Consider the following 18,502-nt stretch of genomic DNA (forward strand, 5'->3'; position numbering starts at 1 on the left):
AGACAGGAGAAGCCCATGAACTTTGCCACAGCCGACTTGTGCGACTCGCACGAAGATCAGCTCGCCGCCGGTACGCTGCGTGTGCTCGATCCCGTATTCAGTCGTTTCGGGCGCGCGTCATGTTTTGGCGGCGAGGCTGTCACGCTCAAAGTGTTCGAAGACAACACGCTGGTGCGCGCGACGCTCGAAGAAAAAGGCGCCGGCCGTGTGCTGGTGATCGATGGAGGCGGCAGTCTGCGTTGCGCGCTGGTCGGCGGCAATCTGGGCAAGCTCAGTGAAAAGAATGGCTGGGCGGGCATCGTCGTGTACGGTTGCGTGCGCGACGTGCTGGAACTGAACGAATGCAACATTGGTATCGTCGCGCTCGCGACCCATCCGCAGCGCAGCGAGAAGCGCGGCGGCGGAGAGCGCGATGTGCCTGTGCGTTTGCCCGGCTCGGCCGTGCGGCCGGGCGAATGGGTGTATGCGGACAGCGACGGCGTGCTGGTGGCGAGCGCGCCGCTCATGTAAGGCGTCGCGTTATGAATGGATGTTGTCTGGACGGAGAGTAGTGAACTGATGCAAAACGTATTTGTATATGGCACCTTGCGTGCCGGTGAGATCAATGACATCGGCGCCGCGGCGGCGCGCAACGATATCGCTTCGCCAACGCTGGTCGGTTCGGCCACCTTGCGTGGCCGTCTGTTCGACTTCGGCGCCTATCCGGGCCTGGTGCCCGACGACGCAGGCGTGCACGTGCGCGGCGACGTCTACGCGATCGACGACGAACTCGTTGCCGTGCTCGATGAGATCGAGCAGGTGTATCCGGGCATCGAGGGTCTGTTCATGCCGCGTGAGGTGACCGTCGATGTCGAAGGCTCGCCCGTCACTTGCCGTTACTATCCCGTGCAGCGAGACGCTGTCAAAGGGCTGCCTGAGATACGCAGCGGCGATTGGGTCGCGCACCGGCGTTCGAACGGGCGCTGAGGGCGGCGCCGCAATCGGCAAAACGCAGCCGATAAAAGAATGGCCCAGCAGGCATAACGCCCGCCAGGCCATCCCGGTCGGTCAACTATCGAGCCATTGCGTGGCTCAGAGTTCTTCGTAAAGCGGCAGCGTCAGGAACTCGGTGAAATTCTCCGACGTCGACATGTCGCTGAAGATCTGCGCGGCGCGATCGTACGGTTTCGTATCGCCGGTAATCGAGGCTTTCACCTTGTCGAGTTCCTGTGCCGTCAGGTCGCGCACGAGTTCGGCTGTCACCTTGCGGCCATCGTCGAGCTTGCCTTTCGGCGAGCGGATCCACTGCCACACCTGCGAGCGCGAGATTTCCGCCGTCGCCGCGTCTTCCATCAGGTTGTGAATGGGAACGCAGCCGTTGCCCGCCAGCCACGAGCCGAGGTAGTGAATGCCGACGTTGATGTTGTTGCGCAGTCCCGCCTCGGTGATGGGCGCTTCAGGACGGAAATCGAGCAGATCCTTGCCCGTCACCTGCACGTCGGCGCGTTGCTTGCCGATCTGATTCGGCTTGTCGCCGAGCACCTTCACGAACTCTTCCATCGCGATGGGCACGAGTCCCGGGTGCGCGACCCAGCCGCCGTCATAGCCGTCCGTCGCGTCGCGCGCCTTGTCCGAGCGCACGCCGGCCATTGCCTTGTCGTTCGCGGCCGCGTCGCTTTTGATCGGAATCAGCGCGCTCATGCCGCCGATGGCAGGCGCATTGCGGCGGTGGCATGTCTTCAGCAGTTGCAGCGCGTACGCGCGCATGAACGGCACGGTCATCGTGATCTGCGAGCGGTCGGCCAGGCAGAAGTCCTTGTCGTTCTTGAACTTCTTGATCGCCGAGAAGATATAGTCCCAACGCCCAGCGTTCAGCCCCGAGCTGTGTTCACGCAGTTCATACAGGATCTCATCCATTTCGAACGCAGCCAGGATCGTTTCGATCAGCACGGTCGCGCGAATCGTGCCGCGCGGGACACCCACGGCTTCCTGCGCAGCAGCGAAGATGTCGTTCCACAGACGCGCTTCGAGATGGCTCTCCAGCTTCGGCAGATAGAAGTAGGGCCCGTACCGCGCGACAGTTGCTCCTTCGCGTTGTGATGCAGGAACAGCGCGAAGTCGAAGATGCCGCCCGACACGCGCTGGCCGTCGACGCTCACATGTTTCTCGTCGAGATGCCAGCCGCGCGGACGCACGATCAGCGTCGCGATGTTGTCGTTCAGCTTGTACGACTTGCCGTTCTGCTCCAGCGAGATCGTGCGGCGCACCGCTTCCTTCAGGTTGATATGGCCTGTGATCTGGTTATCCCAGCTCGGCGCATTCGAATCCTCGAAATCGGTCATGTACGAGTCCGCGCCGGAGTTCAGCGCGTTGATGATCATCTTGCGATCGACGGGACCCGTGATCTCGACGCGTCGGCGTTGCAGATCCTGCGGCAGCGGGGCGATGGTCCAGTCGCCTTCGCGGATGCTCTTCGTCTCGGCGAGGAAGTCAGGGCGCTCGCCCGCGTCGAGACGCTGCGCACGCTGGGCGCGCGCTTTCAGCAGTTGCTGGCGACGCGGCTCGAACGTCCGGTGCAGGCTCGCGACGAGTTCGAGGGCTTGCGGCGTCAGAATCGCTTCGAAGCCAGGCTTGATCTCGCCGGTGATGGTCATGCCCTGCGGGAGCGACAACGTGTTCGCCATGATTTCTCCTTGGTCGGTCAGTTTCAAAAATGCGTGGTGATGCCACTGCGTTGCTTCACGGGGTTCGCTGCCGTCATGCGCCAGGGCTGTGGCGCGTGCGGCTGCTTGTTTCCCGTTTCGCTGGTTTTCCGGACGACGTTGGGTGTTCGATAAACGTCATCAAATCGCTCATGCTCCTGCCTGTGCCGTGCGGCGCGACGCCCAGTTCTTCGGCGGGCGCGCCCTGACGGTTCAGCCAGAACACGGTGTAGCCGAACCAGTTCGCTCCGCTCGCGTCCCAGCCGTTCGACGACACGAACACGATCTCGCGCGCAGCCGCGCCGAACGCCTGTGTGCCGAGCGCATAGGTCGCAGGCGCGGGCTTGAACGCGCGCACGGCGTCCACCGACAGCACGTGATCGAACAGTCCGGACATGCCCGCGCTCTTCACCGCGATGTCGAGCATCTGCGGATTACCGTTCGACAGGATCGCGAGACCGATCGGCTCGTTGCGCCCCGCCGTACGCGCGTCGCGCAATTGGCGCAACGCGGGCAGCACGTCGGGAAACGCGGACAGGCACGCGTATTCGTCCATCAGGCGTTTTTCGCCGGCCGCGTTCAACGTGAGGCCGAGCTTGCGCGCGGAGAAACGCAGCGCGTCGAGCGTGATGTTCCAGAACGGCTCGTAGCGCGCACCGGCGGGATCGGAGGCCGTGCGCAACTGCGTGTATTCGATCTGTTTTTGCCGCCACAACTGCGAAAGCGCATCGCCGTGGCCCGGAAACATCTGCTCCGCGGCAGCGACGACGGAATGCACGTCGAACAGCGTGCCGTATGCGTCGAAAATCACTGCCTTGGGGAAGAGTGTCGTTGTGGCCGACATTGCCTTGCGCTCCATCAGAGGTCAGGATCAATTCTATTCGTGACGGCTTGTGCTAAAAAAGACTCTAAAGATCACTTGATCTTTTACTTTCATCACCCTAATCTGACGCGACCTCTTATTCGTGCGCGATCGATGCGCGCCATCATCCGCCGTGGACCGATTCAAACAGATCGAGACTTTCGTGACTGTCGCGGCGCGTGGCAGCCTGTCGGCGGCGGCGCAGTCCGAAGGCGTCGCGCCCGCGATCATCGGACGCCGCATCGACGCGCTCGAAGAACGGCTCGGCGTCAAGCTGCTCGTGCGCACCACGCGCCGCATTACGCTGACCTACGAAGGCTCGGCGTTTCTCGAAGACTGTCAGCGCATCATTCACGACATGCAGAACGCCGAGGCGAGCGTGTCGGCGGGCGGCGTGAAGGCGAGCGGCCATCTGCGCTTGTCGGCGCCCGCAGGGTTCGGGCGGCGGCACGTCGCGCCGCTGGTGCCCGCGTTTACCGTTGCGCATCCCGATGTGTCGATTTCTCTTGATCTGTCCGATCGCATGGTCGATCTCGTCAACGAAGGATTCGACTGCGCGATACGGCTGGGTGAATTGCCGGATTCGTCGCTAGTCTCGCTGAGACTCGGTGAGAACAAGCGCGTATGCGTCGCATCGCCGACTTACCTTGCACACCGCCCGGCACCGCAGACGCTCGCCGATCTCGCGCATCACAACTGTCTTGCGCTCGGCGCAAGCGCGAACCAGCAGCGCGGCTGGGTGTTCCAGCAGGGCGACAAGGTCGTCACGATCAAGGTGTCGGGCACGATGGAATGCTCGGACGGCGCGGTGCTCCACGAATGGTGTCTGGAAGGCTATGGGCTCGCGTGGCGCTCGTGGTGGGAAGTCGGCATGGATATCGCGGCGGGGCGCCTCGTCAGCGTGCTCGACGATTTCGCCGCGCCGCCCATCGGCATTCACGCGGTGTTTCCGCAGCGGCGGCATCTGCCGTTGCGCGTGCGTCTTTTCCTCGATTTCCTCAAGCACACGTACGGCAATCCCGCGTATTGGGGCTGAGCGCAGCGCGCGCCGTGCTGCGAAGCCCGGTTCGCGCGCGGGTTTCCGATATGCGGACATGCCCGCACGCGCCGCTTGCGGGACTTTTCGGCGCACTACAATCGTTCTGACAGCCCGCCGCGCGGCATCGCAACCGCTGCGGCGCAGGCGGTTGCACGCGTATGCTGGCGTTCGCGTTCCTGCTCGCCAGGTTGCGAGGCCGCGAATGGCATGGGCGCGCATTCCACACCTGCAGTCGACGACGGAGGGCACCATGTTCAAGCACATCCTCGTTCCGACGGATGGTTCGGACCTGTCGAAGAAAGCGATCGACGGCGCGATCGATCTCGCCCAGGCCGTCGGCGCGCGCGTGACGGCGTACGCGTGCCTGCCGCAATATCCGTACTCGCCGTTTTCCGAAGTCGTGATCGAGCCGCCCGTGGACTTTCAGGACCGCAGCGAGCGCGAGGCGCGCCAGCATCTGCAGGAAGTCGAGGAGGCCGCGCGCGGCGCGGGTGTCGAATGCACGAGCCAGACCAGCGTGCATCCGTCGCCGTATCTGGGCATCATCGAAGCGGCCGAGTCGGGCGGCTGTGACGTGATCTTCATGGCGTCGCATGGGCGGCGTGGACTCGGCAGTCTGCTGATCGGCAGCGAGACGCAGCGCGTGCTCACGCATACGAAGATTCCGGTGATTGTCTATCGGTGATAGGCGCTCTCGCCCGAGGTCTTTGCGGATGCCGGATCTTCGTCTGGTGCATCTGAAAAAGCGCGCGCCAGCGGATAGCCGGCGCGCGATTTGTGATGGCAGCAGCCTGATGCGGCTTGCCGTCGAGTGTGTCTTTTAAGTTCTCTCTCAGGTTCGTCTCATTCATATCGGGCGTCATGGACACGCCGCCCGACTTTCCTCCCTGGAAGTGATGGAAATCGGCCCTCTGTGGGGCCGTTTTTCACGATGCTGCGAGTGAGAGGCGCGTATCTTCCGACCGTTGAATCCGCCGACGCCGGAGGACGTCAGACGCTTCAGGCGACCTTCTTGTTGTCGAAGAACTGTTCGTCTTCCGTCGATCCGTGCAGCGCAGTCGTCGACGCATCGCGCTCAACCGTCTGCGTGACGGCGTCGAAGTAGCCCGTACCGACTTCGCGCTGGTGCTTCACGGCCGTGAAGCCCTTTTCGGCGGCGGCGAACTCGGCCTGCTGCAGTTCGACGAACGCGCTCATCTGCTGGCGCGCGTAGCCGTGCGCGAGGTTGAACATCGAATAGTTCAGCGCGTGGAAGCCGGCGAGCGTGATGAACTGGAACTTGTAGCCCATTGCGCCGAGTTCCTTCTGGAACTTGGCGATCGTCGCGTCGTCGAGGTTCTTCTTCCAGTTGAACGACGGCGAGCAGTTGTACGACAGCATCTTGCCGGGGAACTGCTTGTGGATCGCTTCAGCGAATTTCTTCGCGTACTCGAGATCCGGCTTGCCCGTCTCGCACCAGATCAGATCGGCGTACGGCGCATACGCGAGGCCGCGCGACACGGCTTGTTCGAGGCCCGGCTTCGTGCGGAAGAAACCTTCCACCGTGCGCTCGCCCGTGAGGAACGGCTTGTCGTTGTCATCGACGTCCGACGTGATCAGGTCGGCGGCTTCCGCGTCGGTGCGGGCGATCAGCACGGTCGGCACGCCGCAGACGTCGGCGGCCAGACGCGCGGCCGTCAGTTTCGCGATGTTTTCGCGCGTCGGCACGAGCACCTTGCCGCCCATGTGGCCGCACTTCTTGACGGACGCCAGCTGGTCTTCGAAGTGCACGCCCGCCGCGCCCGCTTCGATCATCGCCTTCATCAGTTCGAACGCGTTCAGCACGCCGCCGAACCCGGCTTCCGCGTCCGCGACGATCGGCGCGAAGTAATCGATATAACCTTCGTCGCCGGGATTCTTGCCTTCTGACCACTGGATCTGGTCAGCGCGCGTGAGCGTGTTGTTGATGCGCTTCACGACGAGCGGCACCGAGTTCGCCGGATATAGCGACTGGTCGGGATACATTTCACCTGCCACGTTGGCGTCGCCCGCAACCTGCCAGCCCGACAGATAGATCGCCTTCAGGCCGGCCTTGACCTGCTGCATCGCCTGATTGCCCGTCAGCGCGCCGAGCGCGTTGACGAACGGCTGTTCATGCATGTCATTCCACAGCTTTTCAGCGCCGTGACGGGCGATGGTGTGCTCGGCTTGCAGCGAGCCACGCAGGCGCACCACGTCTTCCGCGGTGAAGCTGCGCTTGATGGCCTTCCAGCGGCTGTCCGTTTCCCATTGTTGTTGAAGCTGCTTTGCCTGGTCGTTGCGCGTCATGGTGTGCTCCCTTTGCCTTGTAAGAGGGTTCGGTGGACTCGTGACCTCCGCGAAGCGAGACCGCCGAAGGCGTTTCGTTTCGTGAGGTCTTATATAAGAGTCTAGGCCGAAGGCTCTAGGCGGACCAGACACCATCAAGGCTTTTTCGGCGATTTTTACTTTAAATTTTTCAATGAGTTAACTAAAACATTTCGCAATGAGAAATGGAATTTTCCATGTTGCAACGGCGCCTGTTGTGCCGTGCAACACGATTTTTTACGACGCAAAAAAATTTTTCGCATCGTGAAATGATGGCTGAGGCGAAAAAAAACCGACGCTGGGGCGTCGGTTTTCGGGATGCGGCAGGTTTCGCCTGCGCAGATCGGGCGCCGTGAGAGCGCCCGTGCTGACAATCAGTCGCCGCGGCGTGTGTTGCGCGGGCCGTCGTTGCGGCGAGCGCCGTAACCACCGTCGCGCGAGTAACCGCCTTCGCGATTGCCGCCTCGATAGCCGCCTTCACGGTTGCCACCGCCGAAGCCGCCTTCACGCGAACCGCCTGCCGGCTTGTTGTTGCCCCAGCTGCGACCACCGCCGCTGCCGGCTTCGCGCGGCGCGCCGTAGCCGCCGCCATTGCCGCCGCCGTTGCCGTCACGCGAACCACCATAGCCCGGCTTGCCGCCGCCGCTACCGAAGCGTCGGCCGCCATTGCCGCCGCCCGGACGGCCACGGCCGCCGCCGAAACCACCGCGGCCGTTAGCCGGCGGGGACTTGCGCGGCTCGAAGCCTTCCACCACGTTGACGGGCAGCGGCGAACGCACGAAACGCTCGATGCGCTTCAGCGCGCCCTGTTCGGCGTGATGCACGAGGCTCACCGCGATGCCCGAGCGGCCCGCGCGGCCCGTACGGCCGATACGGTGCACGTAGTCTTCAGCGAACTTCGGCAGGTCGTAGTTGAACACGTGCGTGATGCCGGGAATGTCGATACCACGCGCAGCGACGTCCGTCGCCACCAGCACGCGCACACGGCGCTCGCGCAGTGCGCGGATCGTGCGGTTACGCGCGCCTTGCGGCAGGTCGCCGTGCAGCGCAGCCGATTCGAAACCGGCGTCGGCCAGACGGCCGGCCAGCGAGTCGGCGTCGCTCTTCGTCGCCGTGAAGACGATCGCCTGGTCGAGGCCGTCGGCGCGCAGCAGATGGTCGAGCAGACGGTCCTTGTGATCGCGGTCGTCGACGTAATGCACGGTTTGCGCGATGTTCGTGCGCTGTTCCATGCGCTGGACGATCTCGATACGCTCCGGATCTTTCAGCAGACGGCCCGTCAGCGAACCGATCTTGCCGTCGAGCGTGGCCGAGAACAGCATCGTTTGGCGTGTCGCAGGCGTTGCGGCAACGATCGTTTCGATGTCGTCGATGAAGCCCATGTCGAGCATGCGGTCAGCTTCGTCGAGCACGAGCATCTGCAGTTGCGACAGGTCGATACGGCCGCGTTCCAGGTGGTCGAGCAGACGGCCCGGCGTGGCGACCAGGATTTCGGGGTTCTTCGCCAGCAGCATCAACTGCTGGCCGTAAGCGACGCCGCCCAGAATGCTGACGGTGCGCAGACGCTTGAGGTGCTTGCCGTACGTGGACGCTGCCGTCGTCACCTGCATCGCGAGTTCGCGAGTCGGCGTGAGGACGAGCAGGCCCGGACGCGCGACGGGCATCGGACGGCGGCCACGGCCACCGGCGTTGCTGTCGCTGCGCGGCTCGCGCGGTTGACTGGCCTGGTTTTTTTGCAGCTGCGCGAAGCGCTCGATGGCGGGCAGCATGAACGCCGCCGTCTTGCCCGAACCCGTCGGGCTCGACACCAGCAGATCGCGGCCCGCGATGCCGGCAGGGATGGCGCGCTGCTGCACGGGCGTCGGCGTCTTGTAGCCGGCTGCCGTCAGCGCAGAGACGATGTCCGCCGACAGACCCAGCTCAGCGAACGTCGGGCCTTCAGCTTCAACGGCTTGCACGGCCGTTTCCGGCGTGTCGAGACCGAGGGCTTGTTCGGCGATGGCGTTCAGCGGGCTGGTGGTATTGCTCGAAGTCATGAGAATCCTTGAAACATGGGAAGTAACACGTCGGCGCCAATCGGCATACCCAAGTCGTCGGATTCAGCGAGCAAAAAATCAGCGAGCAAATCGAAAAACGGGGGCAACTCGCAACAATGAAGGCGAGTTTCTCGTTAGAAGCTGTATCGAATGCGACATGCCGGAATTGGCGTGCCGCCAGCCTGGACTTGACGGCCCGTAGGGCCATGCAGGAGGGGACAGGTTCTAAACTGGATTGGAGCAAAACGCTACGAGACGCTTTTCCGCAGCGTCTCCGGAACAGACCGGACATAAGCGGTGAAGCGCAGCCAGCATTATACCGATTTTTGCTGCACCGCGCCACCGTTAAGAACTTTCCGAATTAAAGGGGTTAATTCGTAAGAAGAATGGATGCTTGGCCGCGCCCCTCCGACGCGTTTCGTATCAGGCCGCCGTACCGATTTTCAGCGATTCGACCAGCTCGACATATTGCTGGCGCGCTGTTTCCGGCGGGGTGCCTTGCAGCGCGGCCCACGCATCGTACTTGTACTTGCCGACGATATCCGTGAAGCCGGGCTTGTCGCCATGCACGTCGCCGTCGGTGGCCTGCTTGAAGAGCGCGTACAGGCGCAGCAGCGTGAGATTGCCCGGACGCTCCGGCAGTTGCTTCACATCTTCCTGCGCCTTGGCGAAGAGACCGTCCACGTCGCTCATCAGATTCTCCATGCTTTGTTCGAGATAGGGCGTCGATCATAACAAGCGATGCGCGGCGCGCGGCCACGCGCGGCTGGAGCGATTCTTCCAAACGTCGGGCGCGGCTGTTGGGCACGCGTCGGGTTTTGTTCGCATCCGGCGACGCAGGGTGCCGCATTACAATAGCGGTCATGACGAAAATCGTGCTGCTTGCCCTCGATACTTCGACCGAATTCTGCTCGGTCGCACTCCTGTCCGCCGAATCCGCCGACGCTGCGTCATCGGCCGAATCGGATGCGCCTGCGTCTTCACCGCGCGTATGGACGCGTCACGAAGCGACGGGCGCCGTCTCCAGCACGCGGCTTCTGCCTGCCATCCGCGAACTGTTCGACGAAGCGGGTCTCGCGCTCGCCGATTGCGACGCGATCGCGTTCGGCTCGGGTCCCGGCTCGTTCACGGGCTTGCGCACCGCGACGGGCGTCGCGCAGGGTCTCGCGTTCGGCCTGAATTGCCCGGTGGTGCCGATCGGCACGCTGCTCGCGTGCGCCGAAAGCGTACGGCTCCGCGATCCGTCGGCGGTACGCGTGCTCGCCGCGCTCGACGCCCGCATGGACGAGGTCTATTGGGCCGACTACGCGTGGGACGACGGCGCGGGCGAATGGCGCACGGTTCATCACGCTTCGCTTGGCGCGCCGGATGCGCTCGCATTGCCGGATCAGCCGTTCACCCTCGCTGGCAACGCTGCAGCCGCTTTTGGCGAGCGTCTGAACGCTGCGTCGGCGGCGCGCAGCGTCGACCGGGAAGCCGTGCCGCACGCCTTGCCGGTTGCGTTCGCCGCGCTGCGGGCGTTCCGCGCGGGCCGCACGCTGCCCGCCGACCAGGCCGCGCCGGAGTACATCCGCGACAAGGTTGCGCAGACCACGGAAGAGCGCATGGCCGCGAAAGCGGCGCAAGTGCAGGCAGCGGCAGCGCTGAAGGGGCAGCCGGGCAACGAGTCCGAAGCTGGTAAATCTGGTAAAACGGGCCAGGCGGCCCAAACCGCGCACGACGAGGGCACGCGATGAGCGGTGTGTTGTTGGCGGACCGTTACATGTCGCCGATGACGGAAGGCGATCTCGATGAGGTCGCCGCCGTCGAAAAGCTCGCTTATGAATTTCCATGGAGCCGGGGCAACTTCGAAGACTCGCTGCGCAACGGCTACTTCGGCATGTGCCTGCGGCACGTGACGGGTACGCTGATCGGCTATTGCGTGCTGATGCCCGTCGTCGATGAAATGCATCTGTTGAATCTGTGTGTCGCGCCTGTGGCGCAGCATGCGGGCGCGGGGCTCGCGCTGCTGCGCGAAGCCGTGCGTGTCACGCGCGGCGAAAAGCTCGCAGGCATGCTGCTTGAAGTGCGGCCGTCGAACCATCGCGCGATCAAGCTGTACGAGCGCTTTGGCTTTACGTCGATTGGCCGTCGTAAGAACTATTATCCGGCGCGTCATCGCAGCCGGGAGGACGCCATCGTCATGCGTTTCAGTTTCGTGAAGGAGGGCGCAGATGGCGCTGCATGAATCGGCATTGGAAGAACTCGGCCTGGCGCCGATGTGGGTGCGTCGCGGGATCGCGCAGGGCGCGGCTGTCGAGCCTGCACCGGAAAGCGCCGCCGATGCCGTGGTGAGCGAAGCGCCGCTTGCACGCGCCGATAGGGACACGGCCGGAAGCGACGAAACGGTTCGCGCCCGGACAACGGGTTCGATCGAAGCGCAGTCGGGCGACATCGTTGAGCCCGCAATCAAACCCGTCGCGCGAGCCGAAGCACAAGAGGCGCATGCGCCCGAATCCCGCCGCGCGCCACCTCCCGCATCGGACATCACACCGCCATCGTCCGACGACGACTTCGCCTGGTTCGATGACCTTCCCGCCGAACCGCTGTCGCATACGTCGGAGATAGAAGCCAAAGCGGACAGCCCCGCGCAGCCGTCCATCGACACGCTCGACTGGCCCGCGCTCGAAGCCCGCGTGTCGGCGTGCGAACGCTGCCGCCTGTGCGAGCGGCGCACCAACACGGTGTTCGGCGTCGGCGATCGCGAAGCCGACTGGATGCTGATCGGCGAAGCGCCCGGCGAGAACGAGGACAAGCAGGGCGAACCGTTCGTCGGCCAGGCGGGCAAGCTGCTCGACAACATGCTGCACTCGCTCGATCTCGCGCGCGGCACGAACGTCTACATCGCGAATGTGATCAAGTGCCGGCCGCCCGGCAACCGCAATCCGGAACCGGACGAGGTCGCACGTTGCGAGCCGTATCTGCAACGTCAGGTCGCGCTCGTGAAGCCGAAGCTGATCGTGGCGCTCGGGCGCTTCGCCGCACAGAGCCTGCTGAAAACGGAGGCGAGCATCTCGTCGCTGCGCGGACGCGTTCACGAGTATGAAGGCGTACCCGTCATCGTCACCTACCATCCTGCGTATCTGCTGCGCAGCCTCGGCGACAAGGCGAAGTCCTGGCAGGACCTGTGCCTTGCCCGCGACACCTGGCGCAACGCTGCCGCGCAAGGAGAGGGGCCGAAATGAGCGAAGACGCCGGGTCGACCGCTTCATTCGAGGCGCCGTCAGCGGCCCGGCTCGATGCGCTCGCCGATGCCGCCGTGCGCGACATCGCATGGCTGCTGTTCAGTCCCGACCTGTTGCGCGCGCAACGGCCGCCCGGCGTGCTCGCGACGCCGTTCGAATCGCCCGATGAAGTCGCTGCGTCGCTGGACTGGCTCGAAGCGCAGGATGCCGACCCCGCCGCGTTGCATCGGCATATTGCGGCGGCGCGTGTGACTCGCCTCGGGCGCTACGCCGAGTGCCTGCTCGGATGGTTTCTGCAGCAGGGTCCGGCGGCGCGCCTGATCGCGGCGAACGTCGCGTTGCGCCGCGCGGGCGTCACGCTCGGCGAGTGCGATTTTCTTGTCGAGACGCGGGCGGGCAGGCGGCTGCATTGGGAACTGGCCGTGAAATGTTATCTGCACGCAGGTGACGGCCGCGGCGAACTGGCCGACTACGTCGGCCCGAATTTGCAGGACCGCTTCGATCTGAAGCTCGCGCATCTGCTCGATCATCAACTGCCGCTCAGCGCGCGCGAAGAGTTTGCGTCGCTCGGACATCGCGGTCCGTGGGATCCGCAGATGTTCGTCAAGGGCTGGCTGTTCTATCGGAATGGCCTCGCGGAGCGCGACCCCGTCGAAATCGATCCGACACACGCGCGTGGCTGGTGGACGACGCGCGCTGAGTGGTCGTCGTTTTCCGGCACGCAGGCCGATGCGTGGATGCTGCTGCCGAGGCTCGAATGGCTCGCACCGCGCGTGCGCGATGGGCGTCACGCCACGGGCTTCGTATCAGCGGATGCGCTCGCGCAGCAACTCGTACGACAGACGGGCCCGACGATGGTTGCGGCATTCGTCGAGCGTGCCGATGGACTGTGGACCGAGCGCTCGCGCGGCTTCATCGTGCCCGACGACTGGCCCGAGCAGGCGCAGGCATTTGCGCGCGAGCAGACCGGCCGCTGACGAAGCGCTCAGCGGCTGCGTTCTACCACCAGCGATAGAAGTGATGCACCGGCCCGACGCCATGACCGACGTCGAGCCGGCCGCTCTGTTCGAGCGCGCCCGTCAACCAGACTTTCGCGTCGGCGACGGCGCTCGCGAGGTCGTCGCGCTGCGGAATCAGCGCCGCAATCGCCGACGACAACGAGCAGCCCGTGCCGTGCGTATTCTTGACGGGCACGCGCGGACCGGCGAGGCGCATCGTGCCGCTGTCCTGGATCAGCCAGTCGGGGCTGTCGGCGGCGGCGAGGTGGCCGCCTTTCATCAGCACGGCGCGCGCGCCCAGCTTGCGCAGCGCTTCGCCCTGGTCGACCATCGCGGCTTCGTCGGTCGCGCTCGATGTGCCGAGCAGCGCGGCGGCTTCCGGCAGGTTTGGCGTCAATAGATCGGCAAGCGGCAGCAGTTCGCTGCGCACGGCGTCGACGGCTTCGGGTGCGAGCAGCGCGTGATTGCTCTTCGAGATCATCACGGTGTCGAGCACCACATGCTTCGGCTGATGACGGCGCAGCGCGTCGGCGACGGCGCGCACGATACCCGCATTGGCCAGCATGCCGATCTTCACCGCGTCGATGCGGATGTCGTCGAACACGGCATCCAGTTGCGCGGTGACGAAGCCAGGGTCGGGCGTGTGGATGGCCGTCACGCCGCGCGTGTTCTGCGCCGTCAACGCGGTGATCACGCTCGCGCCGTACGCGCCGAGCGCCGAGAATGCCTTGAGATCGGCCTGAATGCCGGCGCCGCCGCCGGAGTCGGAGCCGGCGATCGTCAGGACGTTGGGAATCGGTCGGGTCATGGAAGAACCTGAAAAGCGGAGCGCGCGTGACGCGCTGGAAGAAGACGGATGCGCGGCGGCAGAGAAAGCGCGGAAGCGGCGGGCGTCAGTGCCGCGCTTCGCCGATCAGCGACACGGAATCGAACGCGCGCTGGTTCGCCTGATGGCGCCGCATCACGAGCCACATCATCACGCACACGAAGGTGCCGAACAGCACGATCACGATCGCGACGGGCACGTCGAGCCACACGAGCACGGCGTACAGGCACAGCATCACGAGCACGGAGAGATTTTCGTTGAAGTTCTGCACGGCGATCGAGTGACCCGCCGACAGCAGCACGTGCCCGCGATGCTGGAGCAGCGCGTTCATCGGTACGACGAAGAACCCCGACAGCGCACCGACGATCATCAGGAAGATATAGGCAAAGATCAGATAACCGGGGACGTGCATCCTGCCGAAGTAGAAGCCCCAGTGCGACGGAAACAGATGTTTCGTATAGAAGGCCATCAGCATCACCGCGATGCCCATGATGATGCCGACGGGCAGCACCGACAGCGACTTCTTCAACGGCACGCGCGCGGCGGCGACCATCGCGCCCGCCGCGACGCCCACGGCGACCACGGCCTGCAGGATTGCGCCTTCCGACAGCGACATGCCGAGCGACACTTCCGCCCACTTCAGCACGATGAACTGCAGCGTCGCGCCCGCGCCCCAGAACAGCGTCGTGACGGCGAGCGAAATCTGGCCCAGCTTGTCGCGCCACAGCACGAGAAAGCAGTCGGCGAAATCAGTGATGAGCTTGATCGGTCCGTGCGCCTGGCGCGGATAGCGGGCGCCCGTGTCGGGAATGCGCAGATTGAAGAGCGCGGCAATGATGTAGATCAGGATGATGATGAGCATCGCGGCTTCGGCCGGCGTATGGATCGCGGACGGCGTATGCTTGATGACGTGCGATGCAATATGCGGGCTGATCAGTGCGCCGCCGAGCACGGTGCCGAGAATGATCGAGCCGACGGTCGTGCCTTCAATCCAGCCGTTCGCGGCGACGAGGCGGTCAGGCGGGAGCAGCTCGGTGAGAATGCCGTATTTGGCGGGCGAGTAGGCGGCGGCGCCAAAGCCGACGATGCCGTACGCCAGCAGCGGATGCGCGCCGATCAGCATCGTGAGGCAACCGACCACCTTGATCGTATTGGTCACGAACATCACACGGCCCTTCGGACGGGAGTCCGCGAAGGCGCCGACAAAAGCCGCGAGCACGACGTACGACAGCACAAAAAACAGCTTGAGCAGCGGCGTCATCCAGTTCGGGGCGTGAAGATCTTTCAGCAGTGCAATAGCAGCGATCAGAAGCGCATTGTCGGCCAGCGACGAAAAAAACTGCGCGGCCATAATGGTGTAAAAACCTTTTTTCATCTGATGCGATGCTTTCCTCGCTGCGGTCTGTCCGCCCCGGCCGTGAGGTGTGCGTCCGGGCTTATTCCGTTCGAAATGGGTTGTGCGCACGGCTTTATATCACGAAAATAGCCGAATCCCGACTAGCAGAATCCTTGATCGCATTGTCGTGGTTGCCGCGGGGCCGTTGCAAACGCCCTGTAAGCTACTGATTCGACAATGTCTTTACGAAAATATCCCATGCCGCGCCCAGTCTCAGCCACGATTCATACCGCCGCCCTCGCCAATAACCTCGCAGTTGCCCGCCGTTATGCGCCGAAGTCCAAGATCTGGGCCGTCGTCAAGGCCAACGCCTACGGTCACGGGCTCGCGCGAGCGTTCCCGGGTTTGCGCGCAACCGACGGCTTTGGTTTGCTCGACCTCGAAGAAGCCGTGAAGTTGCGTGAATTGGGCTGGGCCGGGCCAATTTTGTTGCTCGAAGGCTTTTTCCGGCCGACGGATATCGACGTGATCGACCGCTACAGCCTGACCACGGCGCTGCATTCGGACGAGCAATTGCGCATGCTGGAAATGGCGCGTCTGTCCAAGCCCGTCAATATCCAGCTGAAAATGAACAGCGGCATGAACCGGCTCGGCTACACGCCCGAGAAGTTCCGCGCCGCGTGGGAGCGCGCGCGGGCCTGCCAGGGCGTGGGTCAGATCACGTTGATGACCCATTTCTCGGACGCCGACAGCGAGCGCGGCATCACCCATCAGATGGAAGCGTTCGAGCGCGGCGCGCAGGGCATCGCGGGCGCGCGCAGCCTGTCCAATTCGGCCGCTACGCTCTGGTATCCGGAGGCGCATTTCGACTGGGTGCGCCCGGGCGTGATGCTGTACGGCGCGTCGCCTTCGGGCTTGAGCGCGGAGATCAAGGACACGGGCCTGCAACCGGCGATGACCCTGAGTTCGGAACTGATCGCCGTGCAGACGCTCACGGAAGGCAGCACGATCGGCTACGGCTCGATTTTCACCGCGCGCGCAGGCATGCGCGTCGGCGTCGTGGCGTGTGGCTACGCGGACGGCTATCCGCGTGTTGCGCCGGAAGGCACGCCCGTGATCGTCGACGGCATCCGCACGCGGATCGTCGGGCGTGTGTCGATGGACATGATTACCGTCGATCTCACGCCGTGTCCGCAGGCGAACGTCGGCTCGCGCGTCGAGCTGTGGGGCGCGCAACTGCCCATCGACGACGTTGCTCAGTCATGCGGCACGATCGGCTATGAGCTGATGTGCGCCGTCGCGCCGCGCGTGCCCGTGCGCGCCGAATAATCCCAATCAAGAACAACGACGCGTGACAAAACAAGTTGGCTAAACAAAAAACGTTGTACATCTGCACGGAATGCGGCGGGCAGTCACCGAAGTGGCAGGGCCAATGCCCTGCGTGCAATGCGTGGAACACACTCGTCGAATCGGTTGCGGAGTCGCCTTCCGCGCACCGCTTTCAGGCGCTCGCCAAGAGCCAGCCGGTCCAGCGGCTCGCCGAGATTCATGCGTCGGACGTGCCGCGCTTCTCGACGGGCGTCGGCGAGTTCGATCGCGTGCTCGGCGGCGGGCTGGTGGCGGGCGGCGTGGTGCTGATCGGCGGCGATCCGGGGATCGGCAAATCGACTCTGCTGCTGCAGTCGCTCGCGGAAATCGCCAGCGAGCGGCGCGCACTCTACGTGAGCGGCGAGGAGTCGGCGGCGCAGATTGCGTTGCGCGCGCAACGGTTGTCGCTGCTCGAACCGGGTTCGCATGCCAGCGAGCTGAAACTGCTCGCCGAAATCCAGCTGGAGAAAATCCAGGCGACCATCGCCGACGAAAGGCCGGACGTCGCCGTGATCGACTCGATCCAGACCATCTATTCGGAAGCGCTGACGTCGGCGCCTGGGTCGGTGGCGCAGGTGCGCGAATGCGCGGCGCAACTGACGCGCGTCGCCAAGCAATCGGGCACGGCCATCATCATGGTCGGGCACGTAACGAAAGAGGGCAGCCTCGCGGGCCCGCGTGTGCTCGAGCATATCGTCGATACCGTGCTGTATTTCGAAGGCGACACACATTCGTCGTTCCGGCTGGTGCGTGCGTTCAAGAACCGCTTCGGCGCCGTCAACGAGCTGGGCGTGTTCGCGATGACGGAACGCGGCCTGCGCGGCGTCGCGAATCCCTCGGCGCTGTTCCTGTCGCAGCACGAGCAGATCGTGCCCGGCTCGTGCGTGCTGGTCACGCAAGAGGGCACGCGGCCGCTGCTGGTCGAAGTGCAGGCGCTCGTCGACGCGGCGAACGTGCCGAATCCGCGCCGGCTCGCCGTCGGCCTCGAACAGAACCGTCTCGCCATGTTGCTCGCCGTGCTGCACAAGCACGCGGGCATCGCCTGTTTCGATCAGGACGTGTTCCTGAACGCGGTGGGCGGCGTGAAGATCACCGAACCCGCCGCCGACCTCGCCGTGCTGCTCGCGATTCATTCGTCGATGCGCAACAAGCCGCTGCCGAAGGGACTGATCGTATTCGGCGAAGTGGGATTGGCGGGTGAGATCCGGCCGTCGCCGCGCGGTCAGGAACGTCTGAAGGAAGCCGCGAAACTCGGCTTTTCGATTGCGCTGATTCCGAAGGCGAATGCGCCGAAGCAAGCCATCGACGGATTGCAGGTGATTGCCGTCGAGCGCATCGAGCAGGCCATCGACCGTATCCGAACGCTCGAATAGCCGCCGCGGACGTTGGCGGATCGCGTCGGCTTTCTGGCGTAATCCGCTGTAAATTTCTCAACCGCGGCTGTAACCCAAGCGACTTTCGTTTTCCCTATCCTCGTGAAATGGAATGTCACGAGCGGAAAAAGGAAGCGTCTTGAAACAGTCTCATGAATCCTCAGGCGAGTTTCTCTCGAACCTGCGCGGCTGTCGCGTATCCGCGCCCATTCAAGGGCTTTGGGGCGGCGGCTGCCGCATCGTCGAGTGGATCGACACGACCGGGCAGATTTCGCGGCGTGTGGTCGCGGAAGATGTGACGGCCGACGAAGTGCGGGCGACCATCCGGCATCACGTTGAAGGCCGCAAGCACCGGTTGATCGACGACGAGCGGGAGCCACGGCAGACCTTGCCGCGGCGCTAAGGCGGTCTCGCGGTCTTTGCGGCGCCCGCCA

At 64.2% G+C, this 18,502-nt stretch carries 18 protein-coding genes and 1 pseudogene; 12 read left to right on the top strand and 7 right to left on the bottom strand.

Annotation, left to right across the window (positions count from 1 at the left end):
• The first annotated feature begins 15 nt into the window (after positions 1-15).
• Both rraA and H1204_RS07125 read left to right on the top strand, forming a co-directional pair.
• On the top strand, positions 16-510 hold the full coding sequence (rraA, locus tag H1204_RS07120; protein ID WP_180730544.1) for a ribonuclease E activity regulator RraA: 495 nt from the start codon (positions 16-18) through the stop codon (positions 508-510).
• 48 nt (positions 511-558) lie between these two features.
• The gene (locus H1204_RS07125; protein WP_180730545.1) at positions 559-966 is read left to right on the top strand and encodes a gamma-glutamylcyclotransferase family protein; all 408 of its coding nucleotides are present in this window, start codon (positions 559-561) and stop codon (positions 964-966) included.
• 105 nt (positions 967-1,071) lie between these two features.
• Here the strand turns inward: H1204_RS07125 and aceB are convergent.
• Together aceB and H1204_RS07135 are read right to left on the bottom strand one after the other, a co-directional pair.
• Positions 1,072-2,663, bottom strand: a pseudogene (gene aceB / locus H1204_RS07130) (malate synthase A).
• A 73-nt stretch (positions 2,664-2,736) separates the two neighbouring features.
• Entirely contained in the window at positions 2,737-3,525 is a 789-nt protein-coding gene (locus H1204_RS07135) for a haloacid dehalogenase type II (RefSeq protein WP_180730546.1), read from the bottom strand.
• A gap of 151 nt (positions 3,526-3,676) precedes the next feature.
• Here H1204_RS07135 and H1204_RS07140 point away from each other — a divergent pair, with 151 nt between their 5' ends.
• Positions 3,677-4,579, top strand: coding sequence for a LysR family transcriptional regulator (locus H1204_RS07140; protein ID WP_007742223.1), 903 nt, complete (start codon positions 3,677-3,679; stop codon positions 4,577-4,579).
• Positions 4,580-4,832: 253 nt separating this feature from the next.
• The gene (locus tag H1204_RS07145; protein ID WP_007580518.1) at positions 4,833-5,267 is read left to right on the top strand and encodes a universal stress protein; all 435 of its coding nucleotides are present in this window, start codon (positions 4,833-4,835) and stop codon (positions 5,265-5,267) included.
• 314 nt (positions 5,268-5,581) lie between these two features.
• Here H1204_RS07145 and aceA read toward each other — a convergent pair whose 3' ends face one another.
• Positions 5,582-6,889 carry an isocitrate lyase gene (gene aceA / locus H1204_RS07150; RefSeq protein WP_180730547.1) on the bottom strand — a complete coding sequence of 436 codons (1,308 nt, stop codon included), beginning with the start codon at positions 6,887-6,889 and terminating at the stop codon, positions 5,582-5,584.
• 203 nt (positions 6,890-7,092) lie between these two features.
• Between aceA and H1204_RS07155 the strand changes: the two genes are divergently transcribed.
• On the top strand, positions 7,093-7,263 hold the full coding sequence (locus tag H1204_RS07155) for a hypothetical protein (protein WP_180730548.1): 171 nt from the start codon (positions 7,093-7,095) through the stop codon (positions 7,261-7,263).
• Positions 7,264-7,281: 18 nt separating this feature from the next.
• Here the strand turns inward: H1204_RS07155 and H1204_RS07160 are convergent, their stop codons facing one another.
• Both H1204_RS07160 and H1204_RS07165 read right to left on the bottom strand, forming a co-directional pair.
• The gene (locus tag H1204_RS07160) at positions 7,282-8,943 is read right to left on the bottom strand and encodes a DEAD/DEAH box helicase (protein ID WP_180730549.1); all 1,662 of its coding nucleotides are present in this window, start codon (positions 8,941-8,943) and stop codon (positions 7,282-7,284) included.
• Positions 8,944-9,366: 423 nt separating this feature from the next.
• Positions 9,367-9,636, bottom strand: a complete 270-nt coding sequence (locus tag H1204_RS07165) for an acyl-CoA-binding protein (RefSeq protein WP_180730550.1) — start codon at positions 9,634-9,636, stop codon at positions 9,367-9,369.
• Between the two features lie 170 nt (positions 9,637-9,806).
• On the opposite strand from H1204_RS07165, the gene tsaB reads away from it, so the two are divergent.
• The 4 genes from tsaB to H1204_RS07185 are packed head-to-tail and all read left to right on the top strand — an operon-like array spanning position 9,807 to position 13,144.
• Positions 9,807-10,679, top strand: coding sequence for a tRNA (adenosine(37)-N6)-threonylcarbamoyltransferase complex dimerization subunit type 1 TsaB (gene tsaB, locus H1204_RS07170; RefSeq protein WP_180730551.1), 873 nt, complete (start codon positions 9,807-9,809; stop codon positions 10,677-10,679).
• Positions 10,676-11,170 (top strand): ribosomal protein S18-alanine N-acetyltransferase, encoded by a 495-nt coding sequence (gene rimI, locus H1204_RS07175; RefSeq protein WP_180730552.1) that lies wholly within the window; start codon positions 10,676-10,678, stop codon positions 11,168-11,170. Before tsaB ends, rimI begins: the two co-directional genes overlap by 4 nt.
• Positions 11,157-12,167 (top strand): uracil-DNA glycosylase, encoded by a 1,011-nt coding sequence (locus H1204_RS07180; protein WP_180730553.1) that lies wholly within the window; start codon positions 11,157-11,159, stop codon positions 12,165-12,167. The genes rimI and H1204_RS07180 overlap by 14 nt, the downstream gene beginning before the upstream one ends.
• A complete protein-coding gene (locus tag H1204_RS07185; RefSeq protein ID WP_180730554.1) occupies positions 12,164-13,144 on the top strand; it encodes a DUF1853 family protein in 981 nt (326 codons plus the stop codon). Before H1204_RS07180 ends, H1204_RS07185 begins: the two co-directional genes overlap by 4 nt.
• Before the next feature lie 22 nt (positions 13,145-13,166).
• On the opposite strand, the gene thiD is transcribed toward H1204_RS07185, so the two are convergent.
• Positions 13,167-13,973, bottom strand: a complete 807-nt coding sequence (thiD, locus tag H1204_RS07190) for a bifunctional hydroxymethylpyrimidine kinase/phosphomethylpyrimidine kinase (protein ID WP_180730555.1) — start codon at positions 13,971-13,973, stop codon at positions 13,167-13,169.
• Between the two features lie 85 nt (positions 13,974-14,058).
• A complete protein-coding gene (gene lplT / locus H1204_RS07195) occupies positions 14,059-15,366 on the bottom strand; it encodes a lysophospholipid transporter LplT (RefSeq protein WP_180730556.1) in 1,308 nt (435 codons plus the stop codon).
• 219 nt (positions 15,367-15,585) lie between these two features.
• Here lplT and alr point away from each other — a divergent pair, with 219 nt between their 5' ends.
• The 3 genes from alr (at position 15,586) to H1204_RS07210 (ending at position 18,471) form a co-directional block, all read left to right on the top strand.
• Positions 15,586-16,656 carry an alanine racemase gene (gene alr / locus H1204_RS07200; protein ID WP_180730557.1) on the top strand — a complete coding sequence of 357 codons (1,071 nt, stop codon included), beginning with the start codon at positions 15,586-15,588 and terminating at the stop codon, positions 16,654-16,656.
• Positions 16,657-16,691: 35 nt separating this feature from the next.
• Complete coding sequence (gene radA / locus H1204_RS07205; protein WP_180730558.1) at positions 16,692-18,068, top strand: DNA repair protein RadA; 1,377 nt, start codon at positions 16,692-16,694, stop codon at positions 18,066-18,068.
• Positions 18,069-18,207: 139 nt separating this feature from the next.
• On the top strand, positions 18,208-18,471 hold the full coding sequence (locus tag H1204_RS07210; protein ID WP_180730559.1) for a DUF2866 domain-containing protein: 264 nt from the start codon (positions 18,208-18,210) through the stop codon (positions 18,469-18,471).
• Positions 18,472-18,502 lie beyond the last annotated feature (31 nt).

Source organism: Paraburkholderia sp. PGU19 (genome assembly GCF_013426915.1).
GTDB lineage: Bacteria > Pseudomonadota > Gammaproteobacteria > Burkholderiales > Burkholderiaceae > Paraburkholderia.